General features: G+C 65.5%; 27 protein-coding genes and 2 tRNA genes. 15 read left to right on the top strand and 14 right to left on the bottom strand.

Annotated elements, in window-relative coordinates; genetic code table 11:
* Nucleotides 1-163 precede the first annotated feature (163 nt).
* A complete protein-coding gene (locus ACSC1Y_RS13675; protein WP_435335473.1) occupies nt 164-451 on the top strand; it encodes a hypothetical protein in 288 nt (95 codons plus the stop codon).
* 42 nt (nt 452-493) lie between these two features.
* Here ACSC1Y_RS13675 and ACSC1Y_RS13670 read toward each other — a convergent pair whose 3' ends face one another.
* The 5 genes from ACSC1Y_RS13670 to ACSC1Y_RS13650 are packed head-to-tail and all read right to left on the bottom strand — an operon-like array spanning nt 494 to nt 2,698.
* A complete protein-coding gene (locus tag ACSC1Y_RS13670; protein ID WP_435335472.1) occupies nt 494-1,255 on the bottom strand; it encodes a proteasome assembly chaperone family protein in 762 nt (253 codons plus the stop codon).
* Nucleotides 1,256-1,260: 5 nt separating this feature from the next.
* On the bottom strand, nt 1,261-1,443 hold the full coding sequence (locus ACSC1Y_RS13665; RefSeq protein ID WP_435335471.1) for an RNA-protein complex protein Nop10: 183 nt from the start codon (nt 1,441-1,443) through the stop codon (nt 1,261-1,263).
* On the bottom strand, nt 1,440-2,240 hold the full coding sequence (locus ACSC1Y_RS13660; protein WP_435335470.1) for a translation initiation factor IF-2 subunit alpha: 801 nt from the start codon (nt 2,238-2,240) through the stop codon (nt 1,440-1,442). The genes ACSC1Y_RS13665 and ACSC1Y_RS13660 overlap by 4 nt, the downstream gene beginning before the upstream one ends.
* Entirely contained in the window at nt 2,237-2,410 is a 174-nt protein-coding gene (locus ACSC1Y_RS13655; RefSeq protein ID WP_435335469.1) for a 30S ribosomal protein S27e, read from the bottom strand. Before ACSC1Y_RS13655 ends, ACSC1Y_RS13660 begins: the two co-directional genes overlap by 4 nt.
* Before the next feature lie 6 nt (nt 2,411-2,416).
* Nucleotides 2,417-2,698 carry a 50S ribosomal protein L44e gene (locus tag ACSC1Y_RS13650; protein WP_435335468.1) on the bottom strand — a complete coding sequence of 94 codons (282 nt, stop codon included), beginning with the start codon at nt 2,696-2,698 and terminating at the stop codon, nt 2,417-2,419.
* 303 nt (nt 2,699-3,001) lie between these two features.
* Between ACSC1Y_RS13650 and ACSC1Y_RS13645 the strand changes: the two genes are divergently transcribed.
* Nucleotides 3,002-3,268, top strand: a complete 267-nt coding sequence (locus ACSC1Y_RS13645) for an HAH_0734 family protein (protein ID WP_435335467.1) — start codon at nt 3,002-3,004, stop codon at nt 3,266-3,268.
* A gap of 66 nt (nt 3,269-3,334) precedes the next feature.
* On the opposite strand, the gene ACSC1Y_RS13640 is transcribed toward ACSC1Y_RS13645, so the two are convergent.
* On the bottom strand, nt 3,335-5,716 hold the full coding sequence (locus ACSC1Y_RS13640; protein WP_435335466.1) for a DUF2298 domain-containing protein: 2,382 nt from the start codon (nt 5,714-5,716) through the stop codon (nt 3,335-3,337).
* Between the two features lie 97 nt (nt 5,717-5,813).
* Here ACSC1Y_RS13640 and ACSC1Y_RS13635 point away from each other — a divergent pair, with 97 nt between their 5' ends.
* From ACSC1Y_RS13635 to ACSC1Y_RS13620, 4 genes are all read left to right on the top strand, one after another.
* Nucleotides 5,814-6,602, top strand: coding sequence for a glycosyltransferase (locus ACSC1Y_RS13635; RefSeq protein WP_435335465.1), 789 nt, complete (start codon nt 5,814-5,816; stop codon nt 6,600-6,602).
* Nucleotides 6,599-7,075 (top strand): GtrA family protein, encoded by a 477-nt coding sequence (locus ACSC1Y_RS13630; RefSeq protein WP_435335464.1) that lies wholly within the window; start codon nt 6,599-6,601, stop codon nt 7,073-7,075. The genes ACSC1Y_RS13635 and ACSC1Y_RS13630 overlap by 4 nt, the downstream gene beginning before the upstream one ends.
* A gap of 116 nt (nt 7,076-7,191) precedes the next feature.
* Nucleotides 7,192-7,266 (top strand) — tRNA-Met (locus ACSC1Y_RS13625).
* Nucleotides 7,267-7,505: 239 nt separating this feature from the next.
* Nucleotides 7,506-7,580 (top strand) — tRNA-Met (locus ACSC1Y_RS13620).
* A 178-nt stretch (nt 7,581-7,758) separates the two neighbouring features.
* Here the strand turns inward: ACSC1Y_RS13620 and ACSC1Y_RS13615 are convergent.
* From ACSC1Y_RS13615 to ACSC1Y_RS13595, 5 genes are all read right to left on the bottom strand, one after another.
* A complete protein-coding gene (locus tag ACSC1Y_RS13615) occupies nt 7,759-9,201 on the bottom strand; it encodes an ABC transporter ATP-binding protein (protein ID WP_435335463.1) in 1,443 nt (480 codons plus the stop codon).
* A complete protein-coding gene (locus tag ACSC1Y_RS13610) occupies nt 9,198-10,301 on the bottom strand; it encodes an ABC transporter ATP-binding protein (protein ID WP_435335462.1) in 1,104 nt (367 codons plus the stop codon). The genes ACSC1Y_RS13615 and ACSC1Y_RS13610 overlap by 4 nt, the downstream gene beginning before the upstream one ends.
* A gap of 230 nt (nt 10,302-10,531) precedes the next feature.
* Nucleotides 10,532-11,101, bottom strand: coding sequence for a hypoxanthine/guanine phosphoribosyltransferase (hpt, locus tag ACSC1Y_RS13605; RefSeq protein WP_435335461.1), 570 nt, complete (start codon nt 11,099-11,101; stop codon nt 10,532-10,534).
* Between the two features lie 105 nt (nt 11,102-11,206).
* Complete coding sequence (locus ACSC1Y_RS13600; RefSeq protein WP_435335460.1) at nt 11,207-11,677, bottom strand: archaellin/type IV pilin N-terminal domain-containing protein; 471 nt, start codon at nt 11,675-11,677, stop codon at nt 11,207-11,209.
* A gap of 70 nt (nt 11,678-11,747) precedes the next feature.
* Nucleotides 11,748-12,314, bottom strand: a complete 567-nt coding sequence (locus ACSC1Y_RS13595; RefSeq protein ID WP_435335459.1) for a DUF7344 domain-containing protein — start codon at nt 12,312-12,314, stop codon at nt 11,748-11,750.
* 166 nt (nt 12,315-12,480) lie between these two features.
* Here ACSC1Y_RS13595 and mbhE point away from each other — a divergent pair, with 166 nt between their 5' ends.
* The 7 genes from mbhE to mnhG are packed head-to-tail and all read left to right on the top strand — an operon-like array spanning nt 12,481 to nt 18,937.
* Entirely contained in the window at nt 12,481-15,057 is a 2,577-nt protein-coding gene (mbhE, locus tag ACSC1Y_RS13590; RefSeq protein ID WP_435335458.1) for a hydrogen gas-evolving membrane-bound hydrogenase subunit E, read from the top strand.
* Nucleotides 15,054-15,569, top strand: a complete 516-nt coding sequence (locus ACSC1Y_RS13585) for an MnhB domain-containing protein (RefSeq protein WP_435335457.1) — start codon at nt 15,054-15,056, stop codon at nt 15,567-15,569. The genes mbhE and ACSC1Y_RS13585 overlap by 4 nt, the downstream gene beginning before the upstream one ends.
* Nucleotides 15,566-15,922 (top strand): sodium:proton antiporter, encoded by a 357-nt coding sequence (locus tag ACSC1Y_RS13580; protein WP_435335456.1) that lies wholly within the window; start codon nt 15,566-15,568, stop codon nt 15,920-15,922. Before ACSC1Y_RS13585 ends, ACSC1Y_RS13580 begins: the two co-directional genes overlap by 4 nt.
* Nucleotides 15,915-17,558, top strand: a complete 1,644-nt coding sequence (locus ACSC1Y_RS13575; RefSeq protein WP_435335455.1) for a complex I subunit 5 family protein — start codon at nt 15,915-15,917, stop codon at nt 17,556-17,558. The genes ACSC1Y_RS13580 and ACSC1Y_RS13575 overlap by 8 nt, the downstream gene beginning before the upstream one ends.
* Nucleotides 17,558-18,250 (top strand): Na+/H+ antiporter subunit E, encoded by a 693-nt coding sequence (locus tag ACSC1Y_RS13570; RefSeq protein ID WP_435335454.1) that lies wholly within the window; start codon nt 17,558-17,560, stop codon nt 18,248-18,250. Before ACSC1Y_RS13575 ends, ACSC1Y_RS13570 begins: the two co-directional genes overlap by 1 nt.
* Nucleotides 18,243-18,539 (top strand): MrpF/PhaF family protein, encoded by a 297-nt coding sequence (locus ACSC1Y_RS13565; RefSeq protein WP_435335453.1) that lies wholly within the window; start codon nt 18,243-18,245, stop codon nt 18,537-18,539. Before ACSC1Y_RS13570 ends, ACSC1Y_RS13565 begins: the two co-directional genes overlap by 8 nt.
* Before the next feature lie 2 nt (nt 18,540-18,541).
* Nucleotides 18,542-18,937 (top strand): monovalent cation/H(+) antiporter subunit G, encoded by a 396-nt coding sequence (gene mnhG, locus ACSC1Y_RS13560; RefSeq protein WP_435335452.1) that lies wholly within the window; start codon nt 18,542-18,544, stop codon nt 18,935-18,937.
* Between the two features lie 13 nt (nt 18,938-18,950).
* Here the strand turns inward: mnhG and ACSC1Y_RS13555 are convergent, their stop codons facing one another.
* Entirely contained in the window at nt 18,951-19,406 is a 456-nt protein-coding gene (locus tag ACSC1Y_RS13555; protein ID WP_435335451.1) for a hypothetical protein, read from the bottom strand.
* A 128-nt stretch (nt 19,407-19,534) separates the two neighbouring features.
* On the opposite strand from ACSC1Y_RS13555, the gene ACSC1Y_RS13550 reads away from it, so the two are divergent.
* Nucleotides 19,535-19,936 carry a hypothetical protein gene (locus tag ACSC1Y_RS13550; RefSeq protein WP_435335450.1) on the top strand — a complete coding sequence of 134 codons (402 nt, stop codon included), beginning with the start codon at nt 19,535-19,537 and terminating at the stop codon, nt 19,934-19,936.
* 69 nt (nt 19,937-20,005) lie between these two features.
* Here the strand turns inward: ACSC1Y_RS13550 and coaBC are convergent, their stop codons facing one another.
* Both coaBC and ACSC1Y_RS13540 read right to left on the bottom strand, forming a co-directional pair.
* Complete coding sequence (gene coaBC / locus ACSC1Y_RS13545; protein WP_435335788.1) at nt 20,006-21,199, bottom strand: bifunctional phosphopantothenoylcysteine decarboxylase/phosphopantothenate--cysteine ligase CoaBC; 1,194 nt, start codon at nt 21,197-21,199, stop codon at nt 20,006-20,008.
* 118 nt (nt 21,200-21,317) lie between these two features.
* Entirely contained in the window at nt 21,318-22,073 is a 756-nt protein-coding gene (locus ACSC1Y_RS13540; protein WP_435335449.1) for an NAD(P)/FAD-dependent oxidoreductase, read from the bottom strand.
* Nucleotides 22,074-22,337: 264 nt separating this feature from the next.
* Here ACSC1Y_RS13540 and ACSC1Y_RS13535 point away from each other — a divergent pair, with 264 nt between their 5' ends.
* Nucleotides 22,338-22,862 (top strand): SRPBCC family protein, encoded by a 525-nt coding sequence (locus ACSC1Y_RS13535; RefSeq protein ID WP_435335448.1) that lies wholly within the window; start codon nt 22,338-22,340, stop codon nt 22,860-22,862.
* Nucleotides 22,863-22,870: the final 8 nt, after the last annotated feature.

The following is a 22,870-nucleotide window of genomic DNA, read 5'->3' as shown; positions in this document are numbered from 1 at the left end:
GTCTGAAACTACGGCCGCACGCGTAAAGAGTGCAACGGGGCCCAGGAGAAACGAGGTCACGACGAGCAACGTGACGTCCCGAGGGAACGGACCATCCACCGGGAACGACACCGACTCAACGGTTACTCGGCTCCTTTTCTCGGCCCGGGGCGTATCCGTACCGATGACGCCTTCGTCACTACTCTACATCGCACTCGTCGTCTGCTGGCTCGGGTTCGTCTTCGTGAGTCTACACGCCTACGAACAGGGCCGCTGGCGCTGGCAACAGATCCGTATCGGCCTCGTCGGAGCAGTGCTCTGGACGGCGTTCGCTCTCACGAGACTCGTCGAGGGGACGATGCTGTACGGCATCCTCGTCGCGGCAGGGCTCTCACTCGTGGTGCTGTACGTCCGCGACCGTCGGGAGAGAGAGCCGAAACCGATGCTCGCGTTGCCAGAATGGCGGCCGTGACCGCACCGAGACGTATGCCCGTCGACAGCGACCGTCGTCGACTCAACCGATGTAGCGAAGGTCGTCGTCGCTGGGGACGTTGGCCTGCTGTTGCTGTTCCATCTCCTGTATCTTCCCGATGACCTCCTCCATCTCGTCTGCGCGCTCTTCGAGCGAGGCGTAGTCGAACTCGAGGTCGAACCGCTCTTCGAGTATCTCGAGGACGGCCCGCGCGCTCTTCGGGTCGACGAGGTAGCCGGAAGTCTCGCCCATCAGACAGACAGCGTCGAGGTCGCGTCGTCGGCCGAGACCGAGCAGCAGTCCCGAGACACCGACGATACCGCCAGCGGGCTCGTCCTCGCGGAACTCGACGCCGACGTCTTCCATCGTCTCGACGAGCGCGGGGCTCGTAGCCGCGCCGAGGACGTCGTACTCGTCCATCAGCTCACCGGTCGGGACACCACCGAGTGCGTACGCCTCTTCACAGCCGAACTCCTCGGCGATGTCGAGAACCGCGTCGGCGAGCCGGTAGTGGCCCTCGTTGCTCTGGGCCTGGTGGTCGCCGGTCAATACGAGGAGGTCGCGGCCGTCCGTCTCGACGGCGTGGAACTCCAGGTGGGTCAGTTCGGCGACGCCCTCGTCGTCCACGTCGACTTGCGGCGGCAGGTCGTGGGAGTAGACGCGACGCACAAGCTCGCCGTCGAACTGGTCGAGGATGTGCTCGGCCGCGAGTTTCCCCACGTGGCCGACGCCGGGCAGTCCCTCCACGAACGCCGGGTCCGACAGCTCTACGTCAGCGACGTGCTCGATGTCGAGTGGCTCCATATCCGTCACTCGCGGGCGGCTTGCTTAAGTGCGCGTCGGTACTCCCCGTAGCTATCCGCCGGGTCGAAGGGAGCTGGCGCACTGTTGACGGCGTCTGAACCACAGTCGGGACAGACGTCAGAAAGGGTGTACACCGGGCGGCCGTGGTGGTCGCGCCACGCCGAACACACCCGGATGTCGGATTTCATTCGTCGTCGGAGCGGCGGTCGCGGTGGTACTCGGCAGTACCGCCGAGTTCCTCGATCTGAGCCTTCGCGCGCTCTGCGGCGGCTTCGAGCTCGGACTCGGCCGTCTTGTAGTTCGGGGCCCGGACCTTGATGCGGTACTCGGGGGAGCCCACGTAGGTGACCGAGAGCTCGATCTCCTCGGGGACCTCGCCGTTTCCTTCGGCGGCCTTGAGCGCCTCCTTCACGTCGTCGACGCCGTCCGGGTTCGGACTGCGCAGGTCGACGTAGCCGGTCACGTTGACGTACGGGACGGAGACGTTGTCTCGGGCGGTGTCGACGACCTTCTCGACTTCCTCGTCGGTCAGGTCCATCCCGGACAGGGCTTCCGGCCCGTGGATGGCAGCCTCCTCGAACCCTTCGTAGAGGCTCCCGTACTCGCTGATGAGTTCGTTGGCGACGGTCGCGTACTGTTCGTCGCTGACGTCCTCACCGAAGGCGAGCAGCATCCACTTGTCGGCCTTTTGCTCGTTCTTCCACTCCTGTATCTTGTCCGACCGCTGGTGGTCGTTGACGTCCTTGATGGAGAGGTCTATCTGCTGGGACCCCTCGTCGACGTCGAGCACCTTGGCGACGACGGTCTGACCCTCTCGGACGTGGTCGCGGACGTTCTTGATCCATCCGCTCGCGACCTCGCTGATGTGGACGAGGCCACGCTTGTCCTCGTACTCCTCGAGGTCGACGAACACGCCGAAGTCCTCGATCTCGTCGATCTTGCCGACGACGAGCTCACCGTTCTCGGGCCAGCCGCTGTACTTCATCGTGCTTCTACCGTCTCGACGACGTCGTGCGGGATGTCGGCCTTGCCGCCGGTCGGGGTGGCGAGCGTCGTGCCACAGACCGCACAGTTGACCTCCGTGGAGGCCTTCTCGAACACGACCTGTTCGTTCTCACAATCGGTACACTTGACTTTGATGAAACTACCTGCCATGTGAAATCACTCCTGGAACTCGAGTCGGCCGGTGCGCCATCCCTCGCGGAGGTGCGCCTTGCCGCAGTCGGAACAGCGGTACTTGAGGTCGGTCTTCTTGGTCGGCTTGTCGCCACCGGGGACCTTCGAGAAGCGACCAGCGTTACCGATGACCTTCTTCCCCTCTCGCTGCTTACGCTGGTCCTTCTTCATCCCGGTCGTCCGGCCGGTACGGACCTTCTCCACCTCGTGCTCGTGGTGGGTGTTACAATGCGGGCAGTACGTGTTGAAGCGTCGTGGCATCTGCATAGATATCGGCCTTACGGAGAGTTTGACCACGGTCCTTTAAAACGCATTTGGTTCGGTGCGACCGCCAGACGCCGCCGGCCCGGTGTGCCATCCCGAGGCACGAGGGTACGTCCCAGGGCCGCGCCGTTCGCGGATCGCTCCTTCACGGCTCGCACTGCTCGCCGTTCAGAAAACGAAGATGCTCGCACTGCTCGCATCTTCCACTCGCACCCCGCTCGCATCCCCGCGATTCTCGCTCGCTGACGCTCGCTCCGAATCGCGTCCTTCGACACGCTTAATTGCTCGGTGTGCAAACGCTGGCGCATGAAGCGCCTCATCATCCACGGGGACCCCGGAATCCGCAAGGGCGCCGTCGTCGACTACGACGGTGAGGAGGTCCGGTGTTTCTCCATCAGCCGAAACGGCGAGTGGCACGGACCGGACCGCGTCCAGCTCTGGTGCATCGTCGGCACCGACGACGAGAAGGACGACTTCGACCGGCAGAACTACATCCCGCACCACCTCGAGGTCGACCGCGTGGACGCCGACGCCGTCGAGGTCATCCAGGCGAAGGGCAAGCCGTCCGCCTGAACAACAGACTCGACTCGAACTTCAGTTTCTCTCGGCTCTGTTCCTGTAGGCTCTATTCCTGTAGCTCTATCCCCGTAGCTCGTCCTGGTCGACCTCGTATATCACGACGTCGCCGAAGCGTTTCGCGACCGCGATTCCCGGGTCGGCGGCGAGGTCCTCGATCGCGTAGTGCTGGCGCTCGTGCGGTCCGACGTAGATGTACCGGACGTCGTACTTCGCGAGGACCGCCGCCCGTTCGGCCGTGTTCCCCTGGTAGACCGCCTTGACGTCGGCCATCCGTTCCGCCCAGCCCGCTTCCGTGTGGTAGTTCGAGGCGTGACCCCAGCCGGCGATAGTCGGCAACCCGGTCAGACTTGAGGCGCCGCTGATGAGCCAGGTGTCCGGTCGGTTGCTCGCGTACATGTGCACTGTCGTCGGGGCTTCGACGACGACCGGCCGCCCGTCCTTCGCGTCGAGCCACTCGATAGCGGCGTACTGGTCGGGATACCGGTCCTCCGTCCACTGCTTCCCGTCCAGCGTGTAGTCGCCATCGTGTCTGTCGAAGTGGTTCGTCAACGCTAGCCCGGCGTAGATGCTCGTCGAGGCGATGAGGAACGCGGCGAACAGGACCGCCGCCACCTGCATCAGCCGAGCCGTGTCCCGGTCCCGGCCCGCCGTGATTCGGTCACCGATGCTCCAGCGGGGCCACTGCCGGGCGACCACATCGGTGAGCATGACGCCGACCGCCGTCCCCCAGAGGACCCACACCTGCATGTAGAACTTGAACACCGTGTTGAACCGGCCGCTGCCGGCCCGCTCGGAGACGTAGACGAACTCGACCATCGTGACGAGTCCGATCGCCGCGACGACGAGGACCGTCTCGTAGCCGACCTCCCGGTCGAGCCGGAGCAACAGCCAGCCCACGACGAGTGCCGGAGTGACGACCACGAGGACGGCCGCGTCGAGGAGCCACGCGACGCCCGCGAACGCGACGAAGGTGACGCCCCACAGTCCGACGACGACCGTCTCGTCCTCGAGCGCGGGTTTCGTCACGGAGGGGATGCCCACGGGGAAGCCAAGCGGATTCCGACCCGGTGCGAGTCGCGGGAGGAAGTAGACGAGGGTGACGAGCAAGAACGCACCGTGGACGAGTACGAGCCCTGCGAAGCCGGTCCGCTCGGGGAGGAACGCGAGATGTTGCCCGCTCGTCGCACCCGTGAAGAACGGGAGCGCGACGACGAAGCCGCCGATGCCGACCCCGAGCCCGACCACGCCCGCGGTGAGGACCCGGGTCGCCTCCGCCGCGGCTCGGGAGTCGGTCGCGATGGCGTCCACCCGTGAGCTGATTCTGCCAGGGAAGACGCTCGCCGGATGGGCCGACGCGAATATCGCGGCGAGCGTCGTCACTCCGGCGACCGACGGGTAGCTCCACGTGTTGACGACGGCGAGCCAGCCTGCGAGGACGGGCGCGCACACGAACAGATACGCTCGGCGGCGTGTCACCGCTCCTGCGGGCGTCAGCCAGTACGCGAGTCCGACGGCAGCCGCTAGCACGAGCAGGTGGGTGCTCGTCATGTGGGCGTGGAGGTCGCCGTTCAACCAGGAGAACAGCGGGAACTCGTTGATGGTGTTCGGGATGACTCGCGAGGCCGGCCAGTAGTTGAAGTACTCCGGTCCGCCCGCGAGTGCGTGCCACTCGACGCCGAACGCCTTCACCACCTCTGGTCCCGGATACTGGGGGTTCGAGTCGACGGTCGTCTTCATGCTCGCGGGGAGCAGCCAGACCACGGTCCTTGCCAACGGGGTCAGGTTGCTCGCGATTCCGACGAAGAACACGGAGAGTGCACCAGCCGCGAGCTGTGGAAGGCCGCGTTCCGCGGCGACGTTCCGGGCGACGCCGAAGACGCCTGCCACCAGTGCGCCGTAGAACGTCGCCAGTGCGAGGTTATAGCCGTAGCGGGCCTGCGTCCCGACCAGCCTGGTCAGCTGTGACGCGACCAGATGCCCACCGTAGTAGTACTGCACGCGGTCCCCCGCGTACCAGAAGTCCTCGGGGGGCAGCGCGGGCGCTCGCATGAGGGTCTTCAGGAGTCCGAAGTCGAGGTACTTCTCGCCACCAGTAGAGATGATGCCCGGGTCGGCGGCACGGACGATAGTCACCAAACCGAACCCGACGGTGAAGACCGCGAGCCCGGCCCCGACCGCCTGCCAATCCGTGTCGGTTCCCACGTACCTCGCATACGCCGACCCGCCACCGAGGACGACCAGCGTGGCGACGATACCAGCCCAGCCGAACGCGAGCTGTCCCACCCAGTAGCTCACGACGCCGAGTGTCGCCAGTGCGACCGGGAACGCCAGCGTGCCACCCCGGTCGGAGAGCGGCGAGAACAGGAGCGACGTGAGCGGCGCCGCGACGACAGCGAGGCCGGCCACAGCCACCAGCCAGACGAGGACCAGCCCGTATTCCATAGACGAGAAACGAGGCTTTGGCGGGTAAGGGCTTTTCCCTTCTGTCGCTACGTGGAAGCGAACCCTTTTACTTTCCGCGGCGACCCTTCACGTACTGATGTCACGGTCCGTCGGCGTGGTCGTTCCCGCATACGACCCTACCCTCGACACGCTCGTCACCTACCTGCACGACCTCGAGGACCGACTGGACCCCGAGACCATTCTCGTCGAACTCGACGACCCCGACCCGGAGACGATGGCCGGACTGGAGGATGCACCCGGCCAGCTCCACGCGGTCGACGCCAGACGGGGGAAAGGAGCCGCCATCACATGCGGTTTCGAACATCTCGACACCGACGTTCTCGCCTTCGCGGACGCAGACGGCGCGACTCCCGCACATTCGATCGCGGACGTCGTCGCACCGGTGCGTGACGGCACCGTCTCGCTCTCGGTCGGGTCGCGGCGTCACCCGGACGCAGACGTCCGAACCCACCAGACCGTCGCCCGCCGCTACCTCGGCGACGGCTTCGCGCTCGTCGCACGTACCCTCCTCGGCGTCGACTTCTACGACTTCCAGTGCGGCGCGAAAGCCATCGACCGGGAGGCGTGGACCGCCGTGCGAGACCACCTGTACGAGCCCGGGTTCGCCTGGGACATCGAACTGGTCGCGATGACTTACGCGCTGGGCTTTCCCGCACGAGAGGTTCCCGTCACGTGGGAGGACCAGCCCGACTCGACCGTCTCCCCGGTCGGGACGACCATCGAACTCGGTATCTCGCTCCTTCGCTCTCGCCACCGCGCCAAACAGCTCCGTGGAAGCACGGTCCACTCTCTCATCGGGGACCGACAGGAGGACCGTCCAGCGCTCGTCGACCGCCTCGCAGCAGAGACGACGGTCGACGAATGAGCGGCGACGACGGCCTACGGGAATCGCTCGAACACAGAGCCGAGGCGCTCGTCTCGGGCGTCCGGTTCAGCCAGTTCGCTTCCGTCGGCGTCGTCGGCGCGGTATTCGACGTCACGACCTCGACCGTCCTCCGGGAGCTCGGCGTGTTCCCCGAACTCGCGGTCTTCGTCGGCATCGAGGTCGCCGTCGTCGTCATGTTCCTCCTCAACGACAACTGGACGTTCTCCGGAGAGGGGGACGGTGGGCTGGTGCCGACGCTCCGCCGGCTGCTCCGGTCGAACCTCGTCCGGGCTGGCGGCATCGTCGTTCAGCTCGTCACCTTCCGAGTCTTCTACCGGTACCTGGCGCTCGAGCTGACGCTCTTCGGCATCGACGGCTGGTTCGTCGTCTCGAAGGTCGCCGGCATCGGCATCGGGATGGTCGTGAACTACGTCGCCGAGAGTCTGTTCACCTGGCAGGTCCACGAGCCGTGAGCCGCGATTGTCTCTGCTCGAACAGGTAGAGAAATCACCCGACGCTGCAGTGGGAGAAACACGCATACGGGACCAGTATCATAGGTCTTAAGTAGTCCACCGGGTTACGTGATGATAGCGGGATGGGATAGCCAGGAGATTCCGGCGGGCTCATAACCCGCAGATCGGTAGTTCAAATCTACCTCCCGCTACTTTTCCAGAATTCAACTGACGAGTGCCGAGCGTAGCGAGGCGATAGTCACGAGTTCGGCGAAATAGTGACGAGGAGATTCGAACCAGCGAGCGGAACGAAGTGAAGCGAGTGAGGTTCAAATCTACCTCCCGCTCCCCCATCGAATTCGAATCTGGGCGCCAGTTCCTCACGAAAGTCCATCACAGAGCTAACTCCTAACTCACAACCCTTATCAGTGACACCCCGGTACGTGATGGTAGCGGGATGGGATAGCCAGGAGATTCCGGCGGGCTCATAACCCGCAGATCGGTAGTTCAAATCTACCTCCCGCTACTTTTCCAGAATTCAACTGACGAGTGACGAGCATCGCGAGGAACGAGTCCTGAATTCTGAGAAGGTGAACGGTGGGAGATTCGAACCAGCGAGCGGAACGAAGTGAAGTGAGTGAGGTTCAAATCTACCTCCCGCTACTTTTGCCGAACTCACTCGACGAGCGCCGAGCCACGTCGCCTCAGTCGCCGGCCGGGTGTGGTTCCTCGGCCTCGGTCTCGGCCTCGGGCTCGACGAGGTGACAGGCGGCGACGTGTCTGTCGTCGACGCCTTCCAGGTCGGGCGCCCGTCGTTCGCAGACTGTCCGGAACTCGGCTTCGAGCAGGCTCGTTGCCTGTTCGTCCCTCTCCTCGAGGAGTCGGTCGACCGCCTCGCTGAGCGTCGACTCCGCCTCGTCGCTCGCGAGTTCGTCGGGGAGATCGAACTCGGCACGGAGCGCTCGTCGGAGGTCGGCCCGCGACAGGTCGCTTTCGTCGGCGGCGTCGCCCTGTGCGAGTGCGAGCGCGACCGCACCGTCCCGGTCGACCTCGCCGGCGAGCACCTGATACCGGAAGTCGAGGACGCGCCGCCACTGCTCCTGCGGAAGGTCGGTTCCTTCGGGCTGGATGACCTCCGGACAGCGCGTGTGGAACCGACAGCCGGATGGTGGATTCTCTGGACTGGGAACGTCGCCGGTGAGTTCCACGTCGAGTCCGCGCTGGCGCGGGTCGGGCTTCGGAATCGATGCGAGCAATGCCTGGGTGTAGGGGTGCTGTGGGTTCTCGAACAGCTCCTCGGTCGGTGCCACCTCGACGATCTCGCCGAGGTACATCACGGCCACGCGGTCACAGACCTCCCGGATGACGCCCATGTCGTGGCTGATGAACAGGATGGAGAGACCGAAGCGGTCCTGCAGGTCGCGGATGAGCGAGAGTATCTCCGCCTGGATGGAGACGTCGAGCGCTGAGACGGGCTCGTCGGCGACGACGAACTCGGGGTTGACCACGAGCGCACGCGCGAGTGCGATGCGCTGTTTCTGGCCGCCGGAGAACTCGTGCGGGTAGCGGTCGTAGTCCGACGCGGACAGCCCGACGCGTTCGAGCAGGTCCTCGACGATCCGTTTCCGGCGGGTCGCGTCGTTCATCCCGTGGACGACGAGCGGTTCCTCGACGGACTCGCCGACGGTCATCCGCGGGTCGAACGAGCTCGTCGGGTCCTGGAACACCATCTGTCCGGAGCGACGGAACCGCTTGAGCTGGGCGGACGAGAAGCCGACGACGTCGCGTGGGTCGTGCTCGTCGGCCGCGGCGGAGAGTCGGTTCCGAAGCGGGGAGAGTCGGCTACCGTCGTCGCCGTCCGGGACCGTGCCGTGGTAGAGAATCTCGCCATCCGTCGGCTCCTCGAGCCGGAGCAACGAGGTCGCGGCGGTCGACTTGCCACAGCCTGACTCGCCCACGAGCCCGAGCGTCTCTCCCTCGTGAAGCGTGAAGTCGATGCCGTCGACGGCCTTTACCCGGCCGGTCTCGCAGCGGAGGAATCCGTCGGTGATGGGGTAGTGTTTCGTCAATCCGCGGACCTCGAGGAGCGGGTCGGCTCGTCCGTCGCCGGCGTCGCGGGGCGTGGTATCGGTGGAGTCGCCGCTCATCTGTCGTCACCTCCGTCGGCACGAGTCCCGTCACCAGGTCTGGAGCCGGGGGCGGCTCCGTTGCTCTCCTCGCCGGTCGCGTGCGTCGACTCCTCGCCGGTCTCTGACCGCATCACCGTCTCCGCATCGTATCCAGCGTGGTGGAAGAGACAGGCGGCCGTGTGGTCCTCGCTCCCCTCCGCGACCGGGACGGGTGATGGGTGTTCCCCCTGGTGACAGGTGTCTATGGCGTGTGGACACCGTGGCGCGAACCGACAACCCGCAGGTGGGTCCGTCGCGTCCGGGAGCGTTCCCGGTATCCCGTCCGTACCGTCTCGCCGGCCGGGGAGACAGTCCAGCAGGGCCTGCGTGTACGGGTGCGATGGCTGCTCGAACACCTCGAAGACGTCTCCGGTCTCCATCACCTTCCCCGCGTACATCACGACGACGCGGTCGGCGACCTCGGCGACGACCCCGAGGTCGTGCGTGATGAGCAACAGCGACATCCCGTACTCGTCCTGCAGGTCACGCAGGAGCCCGAGGATCTGCGCCTGGATGGTCACGTCGAGTGCCGTCGTCGGCTCGTCCGCGATGAGCAGGTCCGGGTTCGAGGCGACCGCCATCGCGATGACGATGCGCTGTTTCTGGCCGCCGGAGAACTCGTGCGGATAGTCGTCGAAGCGCTCGCCCGCCTTGGGGATACCGACGCGGTGGAGCAATTCGACCGACCGTTCTCTCGCGTCACGTTTCGAGACGTCCTCGTGTAGGCGAATGGCCTCACGAATCTGCCGGCCGACGGTGTAGACCGGGTTGAGCGACCCCTGTGGGTTCTGGAAGACGTGTGCGATACGGCTCCCCCGAACCTCGCGCAACCGTCTCTTGGAGAACGAGAGGAGATCCTCACCCTCGAAATCGACACGGTCGGCGGAGACGTGCCCCGGTGGCTCTCGAATGAGCCTGGTGACAGACTCGCTCGTGACCGTCTTCCCGGAGCCGGATTCGCCGACGATGCAGACGGTTTCACCACGGCTGACGTCGAAGGAGACGTCGTCGACCGCGTGTACGGTACCGGAGTCGGTGTCGAACGTGACCGACAGGTCGTTGACTTCGAGGAAGGACATCGAGAATCACTAGTCGTTCGAGAACGACGTCCGGCGACCGTGACGGTTCACTCGGTGTATACAGCCAGACTCTACAACGAATGACATTCTCTGGTAACACATCAGGACCCAGTCATAAATAGCTATCACTGAGTCAAAGCAGTATTTGACATTCTCTCAGGGAAGGGATTCGGCACACTAACCGGTCGTGAGAGAACGAACGAGTGAAACCGGGCGACAGGAGATCTACATCAGTCGTCGCCGCGCTCGTCGACGATGACGACCTCGCCGTCGACGACGTCGACGTTGATGAGCGTCTTCACGTGGTACGGGGAGTCCTCGATCTTGTTCTCGCCGCCGACCTTCTTGATGACCGCGACGCAGTCGACGACGTCCGCGCCGATGTCGTCGAGCGCGCCGAGCACGGCGGCCAGGGTGCCGCCGGTCGAGAGCACGTCGTCGAGGACGAGGACGCGGTCGCCCTCGTGGACGTCGTTGATGAACATCTCGTTCTCGGAGTAACCGGTCTGCTGGGCGAGCGATACCTCGCCGTCGAGGCCGTACTCTCGCTTGCGGATGACCGTCAGCGGGATGTCCGTCATGAGCGAGACGGCCGTCGAGATGTGGATACCCATCGCGGCCGGTGTCACGATCTTGTCGACGTCCTCCAGGTCCGCCTTCCGGATGATGCGGATGACGATCTCGCGGAGGAGGCCGGGGTCGAGTTGCGGGACGCCGTCGCTGATGGGATGGACGAAGTAGTGGTAGCCGTTCTTCTCGATGATGGGCGCGTCGAGGAGGGACTCCTTCAGTTGGTCCATGTCGTAGGTGGTACGAACCAGCAAAAGAAGGTGACGATTGCGACCACCGGTGCGACACCCTCTCTTACGTGGTGGTGGGTGGACAGGAGTGGCGGGCGGCCGCGGTCAGTCAAGCGTCCGCTGACTCAGGACGAACGACTTGCTCCCTTTGTTCCAGACGACGAGGACGCGCTTCCCGGGCGTAATCGGATTGCCGCCCGTCTCCTCGATGACGAGAGTCTTTCCACTCGTCACGTCGCCGGTCCATTCGTTGGTCGTCAGGGCCATGTTGGTACCCCCAGTCTCGTCACTTCCACTGTCGTAGACCGTGGTCCCACCGACAGTCACGAGGAGCCGCTCAGCATCGACTGTGTCACCACCAGCATGCGCCAGTTCGACCGAGTCCGTCCCGGCACCATCCACCGACATGTTGTACTCCACGACCATCGACGGCGACTTCTGCGTGACCTCCGTGCCGATGTCGAGGACGAAGGCGCCGACCGCGGCGGAGAGTACGATGGTTACGGCGACCATCAGCACCACGCCGATGACCGGAGAAAGCGCGTCGTCGTCCGTCAGGAGAGCCCGGAGTCTCATCTTGTCCTGATTACTCGTCGGACCTGATAAACGAACCGGCCACCGATACTGTCTCTATAGTCGACAGCTCTCACTCGATGTCGAGCTCCGGCGGTATCTCCAGCTCGCCGAGTCGCATGTTCTGTTCGTAGTAGTTGTGGACCGCTGCGGAGACGGTGAACGTGAGCGAGATGAGCATGCCCCACGCGATGTCGGGTATGACGGTGAAGGGATAGACACCGAACCAGACCGCGACACAGAGAGCCGTGCTGACCGCGCCCAGTGAGAGGTAGTACTCCCGCCACGGGAGTTCGCTCCCGGGGACGATCTCGAGGTAGATTGAGAGGTCGCGCGAGCGTGGTGTAGGTTCGATGAGTCCCTCGTCCGAATCGTACTGGATGATGTTCGCCTCCGACATCCGCGGGAGGTGTGTCTGCTGGAGCGTCGTGTAGACCCGCTTGCGCTGCTCGGAGGTCACGTCTTCACAGGGGGTGTGGTACTCCCACGCGGCGACCTGCGTCGCGAGGTCTCCGAGTTCGACGGGCCCGTCCCGGCGCTTGAGATACTGGAGGACGAAGCGGCGTCGCTGGTTGCGGAGGACATCGAATATCTCCCCTTTCGAGAGCTCTCCGTCGGAAGAGACCGTCGCAGTACTCACGGATGCTCACCACGTGGAACCGATTGTCCGTCTGCCCATCGGTCGTCGCAGCCGCGATGCATTCACCCTACCTGCATCGGCGGCCCACATAACGTTTCGTACTGATGATGCCCGGCCGTCGGTTTGAGAAGAACTAAGTCTGCCCTGTCCTCGTCTTCAGATAGCTATGACACCGGACCTTACGGTCCTTCTCGCCCTCGTGGGACTCCCGTTCCTCGGTGCGGCTGCCGTTCCCCTCGTCTACCGGATACTCGGGGAACGCACGGCGTACTTCGCTGCGTCGGTCGCACTGGCCTGTCTGGGGCTCGTCTCCCAGCTGTACGGAACCCACGGGACGGCCGGGATCGACTGGATACCGACACTTGGCGTCACCCTCGAGTTCTACGTCGACGGCCTCTCGCTGCTCATCGCGACGCTGGCGAGCGGCGTCGGCGTCGCCATCCTCACGTACTCGGGTGGCTACATGCACGGCGAACCCGGACAGCCGAAGTACTACGCGACGCTGCTCGCGTTCATGGGGTCGATGCTCGGCGTGGCACTCGCCGCAGACCTCGTCTCGCTGTTCCTGTTCTGGGAGCTGACGAGCCTGACCTCGTACTTGCTCATCGGGCACTACACGCGCGAAGACTCCTCGCAGTACGCCGCCCGTAAATCGATGCTCATCACGGTCGCCGGCGGCCTGTTCATGCTCATCGGTTTCGTCGTGCTCCACACCGTCAGCGCAGACGCGCTGGGCGGTGCGACGTGGGCACTCTACGGCGGTGAGAACGCGATCCTCGGGAGCGCAGAGAACGCGGAGTTGATGCGGACGACGATGGAAGAGAAGGGCGTCTTCGTCCTCGTCCTCGCACTGCTCGGTATCGGTGCGGCCGCGAAGTCCGCACAGGTCCCGCTGCACGTCTGGCTGCCGAACGCGATGGAGGCACCGACCCCGGTTTCGGCGTTCCTCCACTCCGCGACGATGGTCAAGGCGGGCGTCTACCTCGTCGGCCGGTTCCGGCCGCTGTTCCTCCCCGAGGGTGCACACCCCGGCAGTCTGGAGGCGTGGACGCTCGCGTTCGCGGTGCTGGGGCTGCTGACGATGACCGTCACGGCCATCCTCGCCGTCGCCGCGACCGACATCAAGGAACTGCTCGCGTACTCGACCGCGTCCCACCTCGGACTCATCATCGCCGGCTTCGGTTTCGCCGGCCACCTGGGTGCCGAAACCGGCGCCTTCCACATTCTGAACCACGCGCTGTTCAAGGCGACCCTGTTCCTCGTCGCCGGCATCATCGCGCACGAGGCGGGCACGCGGAAGATAGCCGAACTCGGTGGACTGCGGGAGGACCTGCCGGTCACGGCCGTAATCGCGGCCGTCGCTGGACTCGGAATGGCAGGCATCCCGCCGTTCAACGGCTTCTACTCCAAGGAGTTCCTGTTCCACGGCGCGTGGGAGACCGGGGCGGCGTCGGGCGGGCTATTCTGGCTGATACCCGTCGTCGCCGTCTTCGGGAGCGTGTTCACGTTCCTCTACTCCATCCGGTTCGTGATGCTGTTCTTCGGTGAGAAACCGGACGAGCTGGGCCACGTCCACTCACCGCCCGTCTCGATGCTCGCGCCACCCGCCGTGCTGGCGACGCTGGCCGGCATCGTCGGGCTCGCGGGCATCACCTCGACGTTCCACGTCTACCTCGGCCCGCTCGACCACTTCGTCGCCGAGGTCATCCACTCGGTCGAACCGCTCGGCACCGAGTCCGCGGACTTCCACTATCACCTCCCGACGAAGGCGACCCCGTGGGCCGCGATGAGCGCCATCACCATCGCGCTGGGCGTCGTCGCCTACCCGAAGTACGAGCGCCTGCACGACGGTATCCGGTCGCTCCTGCGCGGGCCCGTCCGCGCGAACTGGTGGTACGACAACGCCACGGAAGGACTCAACCCAACCAGTGACGGGTTCCGCGAGACGGTCCAGCCTGGCTACCTCCGGACCTACGCGACGTGGACCATCGCTGGCTTCGCGGCACTCGCCGCGCTCGGGTACGTGGCCGCCGGCGCGGTACCACCGCTTCCGGCCAGTCTCGGGACCGTCCTCCCGCTCGTGCTCGTCGTGAGCGTCCTCGTCGTCGCGGCGGTCGTATTCAGCAACGCCTCGCTCGAGGTCGCCACGGTCGCGGGCGCGCTGGTCGTGTTCGCACTCGGCGGCCTGTTCCTCTGGGCGGTCGTCCTGAAGGAGGTCAGCCTGGCAACGTCCGTCCCGGTCGTGCTCGTGCTCTCGCTCGCCGTCGTGGCCGCACTTGCGGTGAGCCGAGCGCCCTCGCACATCGCGGGCGTGCTCACCCTCTCGATTCTGGGCTTCATGGTGGCGATATTCTTCATCCTCGCCGACGCGCCCGACCTCGCACTGACCCAGCTCGTCGTCGAGACGCTCGTGCTCGTCATCTTCCTGCTCGTGCTGGACAAGCTCCCGGCCTTCTACGGGAAGTGGCACCGCGGGCGCATCTTGCGCGACGGCGCACTCTCGCTGGTCGTCGGTTCTGTCGTCTTCGTGACGGTCCTGGTGACGACCGCGAGTCAGCCGGACACTATCGCTCGGGCGCTCGCCGAGGCGTCGTATCCCGCCGCCGGTGGGACGAACATCGTCAACGTCATCCTCGTCGACTTCCGTGCCTTCGATACGATGGGAGAGATTTCGGTCGTCGCGATGGCGGCACTGTCGGTCGTGACACTCGTCGCGATGCGCGAACGAGGTGAGATGCAATGACGTACTCAGACGATACGACGGTCATCGCACGAACCGTCGCGCGAATCGTCGTGCCCATCATCCTCGTCGTCGCGATCGCCCTGCTGTTACAGGGACACAACCTCCCGGGCGGCGGCTTCATCGCGGGGGTGTTGACTGCGGCCGCTTTCGCCCTCGTCTACGTCATCTTCGGGCTCGACTACCTGCAAGACACGCTGTTCGACCGTGACGTCGACGGGACGCCGGGCATCGACCGTCCGGCCATCGTGACGGACTTCCGGACGCTGTTCGCGCTCGGTCTGCTCGTCGCGGCCCTCGGTGGCGTCGGTGCGATGGCGTTCGGTGACGCCTTCCTGAACCAGACGGACGCGACGCTCGAACCCGAATCGGTCGGGCTCGGCGCGCTCGGCGAGCTCCTGTTCGGGAAGCTGTTCGCCATCCACTGGGCGACCGCGTTCGTCTTCGACATCGGGGTCTACTTCGTGGTCGTCGGTGGGCTCCTCACGATCCTCTCGGTGGTGGGTGGCGAATGACGGAGTTCGTCCTCGCCACGGTGCTCGGCCTGCTGTTCGCGCTCGGGACGTTCCTCGTCCTCCGGCGCGACGTGGTTCGAGTGGTCTGGGGCGTGAGCATCATCTCGCAAGCGGCGAACGTCTACCTCGTGACGATGGGGGTCATGGACGGGGGCGTTCCCGTCCTCGGTCACCACGGCGAAGGGGCGGGAGCCGTCACGGACCCCCTGGTCCAGGCGCTCGTCCTCACCGCCATCGTCATCGGCTTCGGGACGACCGCGTTCGCGCTGGTGTTGACCTACCGGGTCTACGAGGAACACGGGACCATCGACCTGCTGCAGCTGGGTCGCGGAGGTGACGCTGACGATGTCTGAATACCCCGTGGCGGTCATCGCGCCGCTGCTCGTGCCGTTGCTGACGGCCATCGTCGCACTCGTCGCACACCGGACCAGCCGGTTCCAGCAGGCGATCAGCCTGCTGGGCGGCGTCGGCTACCTCGGTGCGGTCGCCTATCTGTACCAGCAGGTGCAGGCCGCGCCCGGGAACATCCTGACGTACCAGCTGTCGAACTGGAGCGCCCCGTTCGGCATCTCGCTCATCGCGGACGACCTCTCGGTCTTCATGCTCGCGCTTTCGGCCGTCGTCTCGCTGGCGGCGGTCGTCTTCTCGGTGCTGTACGTCGACGAGACCGGCCAGCGGCTGGCCTACCACCCGCTGTTCCACTTCATGCTCGTCGGCGTGACCGGCTCGTTCCTCACCGGCGACATCTTCAACCTGTTCGTCTGGTTCGAGGTGATGCTCATGTCGAGCTACGTACTCGTCGTGTTCTACTCCGGACCGGAGCAGACCCGCGCGGCGCTCCTGTACGTCACGCTGAACCTCGTCGGGAGCGCACTGATGCTGCTCGCTATCGGCGGTCTGTACGCGACGGCGGGGACGCTCAACATGGCGGACCTCGCCCGGCGGCTCGCCGACCCGGCCGCGTTCGGTATCGAGAGCATCGCGCCGGTGCTCGGCCTCTCGGCCATCCTGTTCGTCGTGTTCGCGCTGAAGGCGGGCATCGTCCCGTTCCAGTGGTGGGTACCCGCGGCCTACCGCGCGGCACCTGCGCCCGTCGCCGCCGTGCTCGCGGGCGTGGTCAAGAAGGTCGGTGTCTACGCCATCGTCAGGCTGTACTTCACCGTGTTCGCGAACGCGAGCACCGCCGACCTCTCGCTGTCGTTCCCCGGCATGGCCGGTGACTCGATGCTCGCGTTCTTCGGCCCCGTCCTGTTCGTCATGGGCGGTGCGAGCATCCTCGTCGGTGGTCTCGCCGCGGTCAACCGCGACACCATCGACGACCTGCTGGCGTACTCCAGCATCGGGCAGGTCGGGTTCATCGTCCTCCCGCTCGCGTTTGCCTGTCTGGGGGTCGTAGGCGGCTACGGCGCACCGGAACCGTTCGGCTCGCTCGCCGTCCTCGGCATCACCGCCGCGCTCGTCTATTCGCTGAACCACGCGCTCGCGAAGGGTGCGCTGTTCCTCGTGGTCGGCGCGGTCGACGACGCCGTCGGCACGACCGAGTTCGACCGCCTCGGCGGGCTGGTCGAGCGGCTCCCGTTCCTCTCGGCGGCGTTCTTCCTCGCCGGGCTCGGCCTCGTGGGTATCCCGCCGCTGCTGGGCTTCTTCGGGAAGTTCCTCGTCTTCGACGCCGCGGTCAATGCCGGCTCCGCTGCCGGTGTGGGCCTGGCACTGGTCGGGGCGATACTCACCATCGCGTACTTCACGCGAGCCTGGAACCGCGGCTTCTGGGGGACCCCCACGGAGGCCGTCGACGTGGCGAGCCGGCCGACCGGGCTGGTAGCTATCGTGCTCGTCCTCGCGGTCTCCGTGGTCGTGGTCGGCGTCGCCTTCGACCCGGTCGTGAGCGCGGCGATAGACGCGGCACAGGCGGCGACGAACACCGACGCCTACATCGAGGCGGTCGACCTGCACGAGACCATCGTGGACGGATCCGGAGGTGGACACTGATGAGTGACATGGAGACGGTCGAGTCGAACGGTGCGACGGATGAATCGGCGTTCGAAGACGTTTCACGGGGCGAAGCCAGCGAGGGCGTCCGAAAGTGGCCGACCATCGGCCTCGGCCTCGCGGTGCTCTGGATCCTCGTCCGCGGTATACACGTCGTCGACGAACCGTTCCTCGCGCTCGGCGAGTTCATCCTCGGGCTCGTCGTCGGGATGCCGACGGCGTACGCGTTCCGACGCTTCTACCGGCCGACCTACGGCATCCGCCGGACCATCCACGTCGTTCCAGCCCTGCTCGCCTACGTCGGCGTCTTCCTCTGGGAGCTGCTGACGGCGAACGTCGACGTAGCCAAGCGGGTGCTCGCACCGAGTATGCCCATCGACCCGGTCGTGGTCGAGGTGCCTCTGCGCGTGCAGTCCGACATAGCCATCACGACCATCGCGAACTCCATCACCCTCACTCCGGGGACGCTCACCATGGACTACGACGAAGACCGGAACGCACTGTACGTTCACGCCATCGCGGCGGACGGCTACGAATCGCTCGTCGAACCTATCCGCCGCTGGGAGGACTACGCCCTCGTCATCTTCGACGAGCAGCTCGACCCCGCGGCTGACGTGCCCGAGTTGGACGACAGGGTGCCCGGCGACATCGAGGAGGTCGCAGAGGACGAGGGAGGTGAGACCGATGAGTAGTGCAGCTGCACAGCCCGAGTGGTTCACCCTCGTGCTCGATTTCGGTCTCGTCCTCGCCAGCCTCGTCACGCTGGTCTGTGCCTACCGGGTCATTCGCGGGCCGACGACGCCCGACAGGGTCGTCGCACTCGACACCATCGGGACGAACGTCGTCGCCATCGCGGTGCTCTGGGCCATCATCCAGCAGCGCGGGCTGTTCGTCGACGTGAGCCTCGTGCTCGCCATCATCGGCTTCATCAGCACAATCGCGGTCGCACGGTACGTCACCGAAGGAGACATCATCGAATAACCATGGCACTCGCATCCACCATCCAGTACGCGGTCGTCGCGGCGCTCGTCCTCGTGGGCAGTTTCTTCCTGCTCGTCGGGACCATCGGTCTCATCCGGCTCCCCAACGTCTACAACCGGATGCACGCCACCAGTAAGGCGACTACCCTCGGCGCGGCATCGATGTTCCTCGCCGGCTTCGTCTACTTCGACTTCCAGGGCGTCGGCCTCGAGTCGCTGGTCGGCATCCTCTTCCTGTTCCTGACCGCGCCGACCGGCGCGCACATGATCTCCCGGTCGGCCCGGAAGATGGGCGTCGACTTCCTCGAAGAGGTCGAGTGGCCGGTGTCCGGCGCGGGCATCGACGCCGGCCGCCGACGGGGCGACGCGGCGGAGTCTGCGGAACCGGCCGACGACTGAACCGCTTTTTCTCTCAGTTCACGACCACCTGGTCGTCGACGACGAACGTGACGAGCCGGTAGTGGCGGGAATCGACACGGATGACGATGCTGTCCGGGGACTCGTGATGCTCCTCTCGGTACGGGCCAGTCGCGAGGTCTCCCACCTCGTCGAGTAACTGCGAGAATCCTCGAACGTCGGAACAGGTCGCCGCTGTGCCGTGCTGGACGGCGAACCGAGCCACGAGCGCGGCCGGGTCGGACAGGTCGCCGTAGTCGAGCACGGCCGTGGTCTCGGTCGCGAAGTCGGCGGGTTCGGCGAGGACGAGCGTCGCGACACGGTCGGCTTCTGGACAGCCGTTCACCGTCACGAGCCACGCCGGTGGGTCGGAGACGGTCAGCTCGCGGTCGTCGGCCCCGTCGAGCGAGGTACAGCCTGCACTGACCGGGAGAACTGCGATTAACCCAGCGACGACCTGCCTCCGGTACATGCTCCCACGTAGATAGGTAGAGGACAAAAGTGTCGCCCAGGGTGAAATCACCGTTTCAGGAACGGAGCGACGCGCCGTCCGACCGGGGGACAGAAACCCTATCTCAATTCTACAACCAGTTATCCGGAATGCTACCGCAATGGCTCGTGTTGGCCGGAATCGCAGTCGGGATGGCCATCGCCCTCACTGTGCAGAAGACGTCGGATCCCAGCTGGCGCGTGATGGACGAGTCGGTTGGGAAGGTCGTCGTGGTTTCGCTGCTCGGCGGTACAGGAGTCACACTCCTCTCCGCGGGTGCCGTCGTGTTCGGTGAAGCTATCGCCGGTGGGAAGACCCTCTTCGGCCGGACGGTCACGCCGCTCGCGGACGACACCATCGCCGCGGTGGTCGTCCTCACGGGAGTGTACATGTCACGTAGAGAGCCGGTGAACGCGGACGACGCACCGCTGTCGCGGGGGACGATGCAATCGATATATGCCGTGTTCGGCATCGGCGTGGCTGTCGCCGCTCTGGTGACGCTGCTTCTCTGAACTGGTGACGCTGCTTCTCCGAACCGGCGACCGACCGTCAGGCGGCGGAAATGACGGTCCTCTTAGAATCTACTGCAACGTCGCCGCCAGCGCCCCCGCGACCTCCATCCCCAGCGCCTCCTTCGTCCCGCGGTACTCCGTGAACGCCTGCTGGTGGACGAGCAGCGCCCTCGTCTCGTCCGATCCCATGACGCTCGCGTCGTTCGCGACGACGAAGGCGAGGCCGGCCCGGTCGAGCGTCTTCCTCGCGGCCTCGACCATCTTCTCGTCCTCGCCGCTCGTCTCGGTCTTGAAGCCGACGATGCGGAGGTCCGGCTGAGCCTCGCGGACCCGGTCGATGAGCTTCGGCGTCGGGGAGAGGGAGAGCGTCAGTTCCTCCTGCCCGGAGCGGATCTTCTCGTCGCTCTGCTCGACCGTGTAGTCCGAGATCGCCGCGACCGAGACCAGGGCGTCGGCATCGTCACAGGCAGCCATCGTCGCATCCAGCATCTCGCCTGCGGACTCGACCTCGACGAGGTCGGCGTAGGTCACGTCGGGTATCTCGGCGTCCCGGGAGACCGGTCTGGGTCCGACGTTGGCGTGGACCAGCGTCACGTCCGCTCCGAGCACGTATGCGGCCCTGGCGACGGCGCGGCCCATCTTGCCAGAGGAGCGGTTCGTCAGCACGCGCACGGGGTCGACCGATTCCGAGGTCGCACCGCTGGTGACGACGACCGACTTCCCGGCGAGGGGCTGTTCGCTCGTGGCCCGGGTGACCGCGAGGCAGATGGCGTCTTCGCCGGCTATCTTCGCCTTCTCCTCCTCGATGCGCGGTTCGACGAAGTCGACGTCCCACGACTCGAGCTTCTCGATGGACTCGAGCACGCCTGGATGGTCGTACATCGGTTCGTGCATCGCGGGCGCGACGACGACCGGGACGCCGGCCCCGATGGCCGTCGTCGCGCAGGTCGTGACCGGGGTGTCGTCGACCGCGTTGGCTATCTTCCCCACGGTGTTCGCCGTCGCCGGAGCGACGAGGAGGACGTCCGCCCACTCGTCACGGCCGCACAATGCGACGTGCTCGACCTTCCCGGTTATCTCCGTGACGACGTCGTTCTCGGTGGCGAACTCGACCGCCCACGGGTGGACGATTCCCTGCGCACTGCCCGTCATCACCGCCCGCACGGTCGCCCCGCGGCGGCGCAACTCGTGGGCCAGCTCGACCGTCTTCACGGCCGCGATGGAGCCCGTCACGCCGAGGGCGACGTTCACGCCTTCGAGCATCATGGCCGGGGGTTCGTGGGCCCGGGTTACGGGTGTATCGGTCGTGTCGCGGGAGAAGCAGTCTTCGAGAACACCGACGCCGTCTCCGATGACGGCTGCCCGGTCCCCGAGGCGCGGTTCAGTCCTCGCCGTCGTCGAGATCGACGCTCGGATGCATCCGCGGTTCGTCGTCCAGCGGGACGGTGTAGGCCGCGTTCGCGTCCCTCGCTGCCCGGTCCCGTGCGCGCCGTTCGTCGTCGTCTATCTCTTCACAGCCCGGCGGAACGTCCCGGCCGCGGCCGGTGAAGTAGCCCTCCGGCGTGACCCAGTCGTGGTAGAAGTTCACGTTGGACTCGTGGACGATGGTCAGCCCGACCGTCGCGCCGTGACCCGCACAGACGATGGCCTGGTGGTACTGGTCGGCGAGCCGACCCGCTGCGTAGATGCCCTCGACGTCGGTTCGGCCGGCGTGGTCGACCGGGACGTAGGTCTTCGAGCCCCGCGTGTCCAGTTCGACGCCGGTCTCGTCGAGGTAGGACGAGTCGGACCACGAGGCGGCGACGACTCTCCGTACGTCGAGCTCGCCCGGCTCTGCCCCGAGGCTGGCGACGACGCGGAACCCGTCTCCAGATTCGCGCTGGCGAACGTTCGTGACCCGGGCGTCTCTGAACTCACAGCCCGCGTTCTCGGCCTGGGCGAGCATCTGCCGGTGGAGCCGCCGGGCATCGACGCCGGCCGGGAATCCGGGGAAGTTCTCCAGGTGGGCGTTGCGGTAGAGGATGGGTTCGCCGTCGTTGACGACGAGCGTCTCGAGGCCGGCCCGGGCGGTGAAGATGGCCGCAGAGAGGCCGGACACGCCACCGCCGACGATGCAGACGTCGTACTGTGTATCCATTGCAGGTGTGTCGGATTGGAGAGTGGAAAAATCGTACGTTATCGACTTTCTGAACGAGTTCCTCCGTTCGGATCTCGTGACGCGTCCACCGAGCAGTCCACGAGTCGCGACGAAACCGAGAAACGGAACAGCACCACACCCCCCAGCCGTATTCTGTTCCACTCGTGAGCGCGCACCAGGGCGGACATTCGCGGAATCGCCGCCCTCGAGGTTCCTGACACCTGCCGTGGAAAGGCTTACCTTCGGCGTGGCTGAACTGCTCCTGTGGAACGAGTCGAGGTCACGACCGTCGTCTATCTGTCGCCAGAGGAGGTCTACGAGTTCCTCGTGGACTTCCCGCGCTACGCTCGCTACTCGAAGTACCTGAATAGCGTCGACCAGTTCGGCGACGGCGAGCCGGGAACCCGGTACGACCTCCACTTCGAGTGGTGGAAGCTCCACTACACCGCTCACTCTGAGGTGACGGGAGTCGACCCGCCCAACGTCATCGACTGGAAGATATTGAAGGACATCGACGCGGTCGGAAAGTGGCTCGTCGAGGAGGTACCGGAGGAAGCACCAGACGACGAGAAGCCCGCCTCTCGGGTCCGCTTCATCGTCGAGTACGACAGCGACTCGGTGAAGGCGGGCAACATCGACCTCCCGATGTTCGTCTCACTCTCGTGGGTCATCGACAAGGTCAAGCCGAAGATACAGAAGGAGGCGACCCGCATCGTCGAGCGCATCGTCGCTGACCTCGAAGGAGAGCGACGGGCGGTCGACCTGCAGATATCGACGACGGCCGGGTGACGCCGCTC

The sequence above is a fragment of the Haloarchaeobius lipolyticus genome (genome assembly GCF_051208015.1).
GTDB lineage: Archaea > Halobacteriota > Halobacteria > Halobacteriales > Natrialbaceae > Haloarchaeobius.
This window is presented reverse-complemented; position numbering and strand designations above follow the sequence as displayed.